Raw genomic sequence first — 8305 nt, 5'->3', positions numbered from 1 at the left:
CCAAAATTTTTAAAGCTGATGGGAGCAATCTTTTGGTTTCAAAAAGTTTAGGTTGGATCGAAAAGAAATTACCACTTAATCAATTTATCAGGATTCATCATTCATTTGTGGTCAACATCAAAAAAATTGACCGATATGATAAGAAAAACAATTATTTATTCTTGAAAAACGGGAAACACTTATCTGTCTCTATTCGCAAATCTCCAGACTTATTCAGACATTTTGCCTAGACTTTTTGTTATAAAAACATTCCTAGCATTGTTGCTGCCCTTGGTGGTAGCAGCTCAGATGGTGCCTTCAAAGAATTATACCACATTGGAAGGACTTTCCAATAATGCCGTCAAATCTTTGTTTTTAGATTCCAGAGGATTGCTTTGGATAGGTACTGAAAATGGCGTTTCTCTTCTTCAAAGTGGGGAAATAAGCAACTTTTTTGAGTCTGATGGCTTGGCTTTTAATTCCTGTTGGGCAATAACAGAAGACCTGAATGGGAATATGTGGTTTGGTAGTTATGGTGGGGGAATCAGCATGTTTGATGGCACCGAATTTATTTCTTTAGGTATTCCTGATGGCCTTTTAGATGGCAGGATACGCCATTTTTTTCCATACAAAAACAAAGTATTTATAGGCACGGAAAATGGCTTATCCATCATCGACATCAACACACACCAGGTAACAGGAATTCAAGAAAGTATTACAGACAATCCCCAAAGTTATATTTCCGGTTTTTTTCTGCATAATAAATACCTCTATTACAGCACTTATGGAATTGGGGTGTACCAATTGGATCCCGAAGAAGACTATCCTATCGTTAAAAAAATATCTGATCATAAATTGATTTATTCGATGTCAAAGTTGGAGGATCGTATTTATGCTTCAAACAAAGGATATTTGGATGTCTTCCATTCTCCTGAACTCTTATCTTCAGTGGAAGGAAAAAATTCAATGGGAAAGTCCATTATTTGGGACTTAACCCAGGATAAGAACAAAAGTATCTACTTGGCGGCATGGGGCATATTTGCTCAAGACGGTGGAATATACAGATTGGATGATGGGGGAATGGAAGATTTATCCGAGGAATTTAATGTTTTTTCCAAAGAAATTCTTGCTTTGGCCTACGATTCCATGGATCATGTTTTATATGTTGGGACCCAAGATGAGGGCTTGTTTGAAATACAGTTAGAGCCGGGAGTTCGATATGAGCAATTTGGAGGAAAAGAGGTGATTGGTTTTGCTTTCACGAAAGGGGAAAAAATAATTTTACATCATCAAGGACTTTCTTTTTTGAATAAACAAGGAGATATTGAGAAAGAAATTCCACAGACCCTATTCAAAAAGTTTTCTACGGATTATTTATCCAAAAACTCCAATAGTCTTCCTCTTCATGAAGACGATTTTTTTGAAATTGATTTCAGAATTCCTTCTTCACAAATTATCTTTTATGACTTACAGCAGTTTGGAAGCAACCTGTGGATAAATACAAATATTGGGATTTACCAATTTGATCTGACTGGAAATATCCTGACTTACCTTCCGGTACATAGCTACCAAATTGGATTTACCCCGGACGGTAATCTGATTGAAACAAATCCTTATGGAGGTGTCAGGATATATGAGAATCCAGCCAAAATGCAATACCGGTATTTCCCGCCATCTGATAAAAACACACCCGTTCAGGTGTCGAAAATCATCCAAAATGGAGACAAAACTTACTTTGCATCTGTATTCAATGGTATCTATCATTACAATATGGATGGTTTTTTATCCTACCTCGCTTCAGACATTTGGGATGAAGAAAAATTCAAACAGATACATTTAGTTTCCACTGATAAACTTGTTATCGCATCTGAATTTGATGATATTTTTATTGCCAATACCTACCCGGAATTTAAAATAAGAGAGACAATCCCAAGAGATAAGCTAATTGGGAAAAATGTGCTGTTTTTGGAGTCGTTCGAAGATTACATATTAATTGGTACAGAAAGGGGGCTAAATGTTTACAGAAATGGAACAGTTCGATTTTTTGATGAAGAGCAGGGTTTGACCAATAAGCATTTTAAAACTGCAAAAGTGAATGGACAGGATCTATTTTTAGGAACACAAGAAGGATATTACCAACTCGACCTTCCCAATTTGCTCAAGGAAACTTCGCCTCAATTGAATCTAATAATCAATGAGATAAGGATCAATCAACATAAGATGGACAATTCTAATTTTTCCTGGTTTGAATATCAGCGTAAAACCTTGGATTTAGCCCATCATCAGAATACTGTCACCTTGGGTTTTATGGTAAGGGGACATCAATTTCCGGAGAAACTTCAATATAGATACCGACTAAATTCAAATGAGGAATGGAGCCCATTTCAATCCGAACACACTATAATCTTGCCCTACTTAAAAGCCGGAATCTTCCCAATTGAAGTTGAGGTTTATGACCTTCACTCCGGGAAATCCGCCATCTACCCTATTATCCGTCTTCATATTCACCCACCTTTTTATCTGGAATTATGGTTTTTGCTTTCAGTCGGTATTCTGATGTCAGGATTTATTTATTATTTAATCCGGCTAAGAATTATACGTGCCCAAAACGAAGCTAACATGAAACAACGCTTAGCCGAAACGAAACTGCAGGCACTTATCAGTCAGATGAACCCTCACTTCATCTTCAACGCTATCAATTCCATACAATATTTTATACTCAAAAATGAGACAGACAGTGCTATCCGGTTTTTAAGCGGATTCTCCAAATTGATGCGGACTACTTTGGATAACAGCACCAAAGGATTTATCAAGCTTTCAGAAGAAATCCAATATTTAAAGTCCTATATGGCCATCGAAAACGAACGGGTTGGCAATCGGATCAAATGGGAAATTACCTATGACCAATCCATCAACCCCGACAACTTGGAGGTTCCTCCCATGCTTTTACAGCCTATGATAGAAAATGTCTTTGTTCATGCTTTTGATTCCAAACACCCCAACCCCATGTTACAAATCCATTTCCAGATAAAGGAGAGATACTTATTGTTAGCGGAAATTACCGATAACGGGCGGGGGATACTTGATGATAAAAATAAGCCGATTCATGAATCCAAAGGGATGAAGTTGGTGAGGGAAAGGATATCTTTGATCAACATGGGAGCGGGATACCCTATTCAGGTGGATTCCCAAAAAGATAAAGGCACCAAGATCCTTTTGCTTTTCCCCTACAATGTAATTTCCTGATTGATTTCCTGTAAATGGAACGCTTGTAGGTCAGATACCTACAGTTGTGAATTGGTTGGAGAGATGATCCAATGAAACAATAACTTTGGATTGTATTTTAACCTGTGCGTACAGGTTAATTTATTCTCATGAATTTTTCAAGGGCCTAGGTGGCCCTTTTTTCTTCAAATTTGCTGCTTGAATACGACGACTACCTTCCAAAATCCAGCACTTATAGTTATTAATACGGCATTTATAAATTAGATAAATAGCTATTGGTCAGTATGTATAAATTTGATTAGATAAAATACCCAGATTATGGCACTTTTTAAAGTCACCGTCAAGCAACCCATGTACCGCAACGGAGTCCGTCTTATCAAAGGCATGTCAGTAGATGTGGTCATGGACCATGCTGCCCACTATCCTCTTAACCACGAAAGAGGAGAACGTGTAGTCGATGCCTTCAAACGCCTCTATGATGTGGATATCCGAAAAGCCAATGCGGTGAATTCAGCGCATTTGGATGTGGTGAAGGTGGGGTGAAATCATTACTCAACTTTTATTTTATATAAAAATTCAAATCCTTAAAATTAATAAAATGCAAGAAGACCCTTTTAAAAACTTTGACAAAACCTTTGAGTCTGAATATAAGAAGGCATCAAAAAATATTGTTAAACCTAATATTTTAATAATTGGTGGAACAGGGACAGGGAAAAGTTCTTTAATTAATTTGATTTTTGGTGAAGATGTTGCAAAGTCAGGAGTTGGAATGCCAGTCACTCGTAAAATCGAAAAATTTGAATCAGAAACACTACCAGTGGTTTTATATGATTCGGTAGGGTTTGAAGTAGGTGATTCTGAATTTCAAAAGAATACTATTAATGAATTGATGTTATTTGCTGATGGTCTACAAAGCAAAAAAGAAACCGACAGAATTCACTTGGTTTGGTATTGTATTCAAGCTTCAGGACACAGGGTTACCGATTGGGACAACAATTTACTTTTAGAATTTCAAAAAAGAAATATTCCAATTTGTGTCGTTTTTACTAAATGTGATTTAGTAACTGAAGAGGAGATCTCTAAAATGATTCCAATTGTCGCAACAAAAAATGTGTTTTTGACAACTAATTCCGAAGATTTTCAGCCCGAATTTTTAGATTTAAATAAACTAATGAAATGGTCTGTTGACAACTTGGAAACCTCTTTACGGCTTGGATTTATTAAAGCTCAAAAAATTAACTTAGAAATTAAAGCAAGTGAGGCAAGGAGTATTTTACTACAGCATACGGCTGGAAATAGTATTGTTGGATTTTCTCCTATTCCCTTTTCAGATGCACCGATATTACTTGCAAGTCAAGCTGCTATGATTGCTAGAATAGTTAATGTTTATGATTTACACTGGTTAGAAAATCAATTTAAATTTATAATAAGTGGTCTTGGAGTTGGTCAACTAATTTCTCAAGGAGGTCGTTTATTGGTTGCAAATCTTCTAAAATTTATCCCAGTATATGGAACAGTTGTTGGCGGTTCAATTTCTGCTGCTGTTGCAGGTACAATCACCTCAATTTTAGGTTTTTCAGTTTCTAAAATGTGCTTTTTACTCTCAGAATTAGCCATAAATGGCGAAGAGGAGAAAGTAAAAGACTTTGTCAACAATTTCGAGACTGCTTTTGGAGATATCCTAAAAGAAGAAAAATATAATAATGAGAGAAGACAGTTATAACATCGCGATTTTAGGTAAAAGTGGAGTTGGAAAAAGTAGTTTTTTAAACTATTTATTTGATGAAAATATTTCAGACGTAGGTGTAGGTTCTCCTGTGACAAAAGTTGGCTTTCATCAATTTGAAAAAAAGGTTAATGGTTTAAATTTAAGAATATTTGACTCTTGGGGTCTTGAACTTGATAAAGTTGAAAAATGGGAAAAAGAGCTTTTGGATGAATTGAAACAAAGAAGCTTAGATAAGCATCCATCTAAGTGGTTTCATTCTATTTTTTATTGTGTTTCAGCAACTTCCGCTAGAATTGAGTCATTTGATATTAAGTTAATTAATACCTTTTTAAAGGATAATTATAAAGTTGTTATAATTTTTACAAAATCTGACAGCTTATCCCAAAACGACTTTGAGACATTTCAAAAAATCTTAAATGATAATTTAATTAAACAGGTAGCTTCGGTTAAAGTTTGTAGTGAAGCTAAAACACTCTTAAATGGACGAAATATAGAAAAATTTGGTAGAGAAGAAGTTTTAAATGAAATAATTAATGGTTTTTGGAATTCAATAATTACCAGAATACCTGCAAAAACTATTCTTTTAATGAAAAAAAGGACAGCTTGCTGGGTTATTAAGGAACAACAATTTCTACAAAAATCATGGATTTACGATAGAAAGCCATACTCAAAAAACTTAGAAGACAGTTTAAATAGGTTAGTAGATGATCTTGAAAAGATGGATGATTTTTTTATTGTTTTGTCAGAAGCTATTAATACTTATTCAGATATAATAGAAGGTTTAAGGGTACCACCAAATCTCCCCAATCAAAAATACCTTAAAATTTTCAAAGAAAATTCGAGTTCTTTTTTTGAAGAAAACTATTTAAACTTAAAACAAATTTTTTCTACGACATTTACTTTTCATCCAATATTGGCATTATTGATTTTGATCGTATATAAATATTCTACTAGAGGGAACTTAAAAGAGAATCTAAATGACTTAGAAAATAAATTAAATTCTGAAATTGAACAGTTATTTCCAAAATTAGAGGAGTTTATTATTTCATTAAAAAAAAATCATAATCAATGAACCCCGTCCGCCCCTACATGCGCTTCGAAATCGACAAATTATTCAGCCTGGTTAAATCGAGAATGCATCAGGAGGCTGTTACCAAAGGTGGTGGTAGGGCATTGTTTCAGGATGTCTACACTGGAAAGGTTCTCTGGGGCGGCGACCCTTATGACTATGAACATATTTACGGGTCAGAGTGGGTACACTCGGCTTACAAGCATCTCCTTTCCGACGAACAGATTGCCCTCGTGGTAAACTGCCCGGAAAATGTAGCAGTCACACTCCGTTCTATTAATCAGTCCAAAGGAAAAACCGACCCTGAAATCTGGTTTGCTAATCCAAGAAATATTGAAAATCATCAGATAGACCATAAACTTGCCCTGGCCAATATCAAAAAAGCCAAGGCAGCTATTGAGAAAAAGGTCAAGGAACTGACGAGGTAAGCTTTTATTTTTTGGAATATTTTTATCTGTAAGGGAAAGCATGTTTGGTGTTATGAAACTCACTAAGGAAAAGTGTGGATAATTTCATTAAATTCATATTATCAAAACCCTACAGGAATTCAAATCTATTTTAGAAAGGGAGAAAAAAACTCTCTTTCAAAAGTACCCGATTTAGAGTTTGGGGATTTTTAAAAATTTGGATTTATCTCAGCGGATTTTTAAATTTAATTACATAAATAAGGATCAATGAATATCAAATCACTTCAAGCCAAAATCGAGAATCTTCCGCCAGACTTGCAAAAGGAGGTGGAGATTTTTCTCGAAAACCTTTTAAAAAAGAAAAAGGATAAAAAAAAACCTAAGCCTGTATTTGGCTCAGCAAAAGGTGAGATTATCCTTTCACCGGATTTTGACGAACCGTTAGAGGATTTTAAGGAATACATGTAATGGAATTACTCTTGGATACCCATGTTTTGCTTTGGTTTTTGAATGGTGATTTTGACTATTGATCAGAACATATCCAAATATTCTGTCGCTACAGTTTGGTAAATTTTAATTAAATGCCTCGTCCACGTATGGGGTTCGGACATCAGGAAAATCCTTGTGGTAAGGTTTAAAGAGTGTTCTAAGTGATGAGCTTGGTATAGTTCAAATAATTGTAAGCGAAATCAATCAAATCAAAGTTAATTTATAAAGAAGTGTAGACCTTAAGGATGTGAGTGGAGACACTCACATGGGCATTAGCAGTGACACTCACATTAAATGGAACTGTCACTTTAAATTGTCATAAATTGTAAGGGTGTGTTAATTGTCAAAAAACTTTCCCAACTTTAAAGATGAAGCAAATATTTATTTTGGTTGGATTTTTCCTAATCTCCCTCCCATCCCTCGCCCAAGAAAAACCCTGGATGCTTGGCCCTTTTGAAAGGGCTGAAAACGCACAGCCAATTATTTCCCCCACTGACCAAACATCTTGGCAGGATCCGATGAGCGGAAAAGCAGTCAAATGGGAATCCATGGCTACTTTCAATCCGGCGGCCATTATCAAAGAAGGTAAAATCCATGTGTTGTACCGGGCTGAGGAAAAACTAGGGGAACTGGAAATCGGTGGACATACTTCCCGTTTGGGTTTGGCGGTTTCGGAAGATGGGGTGGATTACACAAGGATGAAGGAACCTGTATTTTTTCCTTCCGAGGATAATCAAAAAGAATTTGAATGGACGGGAGGTACTGAAGACCCGAGAATTGTTGAAACCGAAAACGGATTGTATGTACTGACCTATACCCAATGGAACAGGGAATATCCCCGATTAGCCGTGGCCACTTCAAGAGACCTGAAAACCTGGGAAAAACATGGTCCTATTTTTAAGGATTTCAAAGAAGGCAAGTACCATAATCAGGAAACTAAATCGGGGGCGATTGTGACCGAATTGAAAGATGGGAAATTGCTGGCTGCAAAAATCAAAGGCAAATACTGGATGTATTTTGGGGTACCACATATCTGGTTGGCTACTTCTGATGACCTGATTCATTGGGGGCCATTGGAGACCATTGATGGGAATTTGGCTCCTGTTTTGAGTCCAAGACTTGGATTTTTTGATTCATGGTTGGTGGAGGCAGGTCCACCTCCGGTGCTGACCAAAGATGGAATTGTGGTGCTTTACAATGCCGGAAATCAACAGTCTTTGGGTGTAAAAGATTTGGGAAACAGGTTGTATACAGGCGGGCAGGCCTTGTTTGACAAAAATGAACCATGGAAATTACTGGACCGCACGGATACACCTTTTATCAAACCAGAATTGCCCTTTGAGAAATCCGGTCAATATGTGGATGGGACTACTTTTGTGGAAGGATTGGTTTATTTCAAAAACCAAT

General features: G+C 36.2%; 8 protein-coding genes. All 8 read left to right on the top strand.

Annotation, left to right across the window (positions count from 1 at the left end; all coding sequences use genetic code 11):
• A partial coding sequence (locus ACEW8U_RS11785) for a LytTR family transcriptional regulator DNA-binding domain-containing protein (RefSeq protein WP_373522242.1) occupies nucleotides 1–230 on the top strand: 230 nt, incomplete at its 5' end.
• Nucleotides 223–3225 (top strand): histidine kinase, encoded by a 3003-nt coding sequence (locus ACEW8U_RS11780; protein WP_373522241.1) that lies wholly within the window; start codon nucleotides 223–225, stop codon nucleotides 3223–3225. The genes ACEW8U_RS11785 and ACEW8U_RS11780, both read left to right, overlap by 8 nt.
• Before the next feature lie 297 nt (nucleotides 3226–3522).
• On the top strand, nucleotides 3523–3747 hold the full coding sequence (locus ACEW8U_RS11775; RefSeq protein ID WP_373522240.1) for a DUF6140 family protein: 225 nt from the start codon (nucleotides 3523–3525) through the stop codon (nucleotides 3745–3747).
• Between the two features lie 55 nt (nucleotides 3748–3802).
• A complete protein-coding gene (locus tag ACEW8U_RS11770; RefSeq protein WP_373522239.1) occupies nucleotides 3803–4927 on the top strand; it encodes a YcjF family protein in 1125 nt (374 codons plus the stop codon).
• Nucleotides 4908–6005: a GTPase gene (locus tag ACEW8U_RS11765; protein ID WP_373522238.1), complete on the top strand. Its 1098-nt coding sequence runs from the start codon at nucleotides 4908–4910 to the stop codon at nucleotides 6003–6005. Before ACEW8U_RS11770 ends, ACEW8U_RS11765 begins: the two co-directional genes overlap by 20 nt.
• On the top strand, nucleotides 6002–6430 hold the full coding sequence (locus tag ACEW8U_RS11760) for a hypothetical protein (protein ID WP_373522237.1): 429 nt from the start codon (nucleotides 6002–6004) through the stop codon (nucleotides 6428–6430). The genes ACEW8U_RS11765 and ACEW8U_RS11760 overlap by 4 nt, the downstream gene beginning before the upstream one ends.
• Nucleotides 6431–6676: 246 nt before the next feature.
• Complete coding sequence (locus ACEW8U_RS11755) at nucleotides 6677–6877, top strand: DUF2281 domain-containing protein (RefSeq protein ID WP_373522236.1); 201 nt, start codon at nucleotides 6677–6679, stop codon at nucleotides 6875–6877.
• A 389-nt stretch (nucleotides 6878–7266) separates the two neighbouring features.
• A partial coding sequence (locus ACEW8U_RS11750) for a glycoside hydrolase family 130 protein (protein WP_373522235.1) occupies nucleotides 7267–8305 on the top strand: 1039 nt, incomplete at its 3' end.

The organism is Aquiflexum sp. (assembly GCF_041751335.1).
In the GTDB taxonomy this organism is placed as follows: Bacteria; Bacteroidota; Bacteroidia; order Cytophagales; family Cyclobacteriaceae; genus Aquiflexum.
The sequence above is the reverse complement of the archived record's forward strand: the minus strand, read 5'-3'. Positions and strand labels throughout refer to the sequence as shown.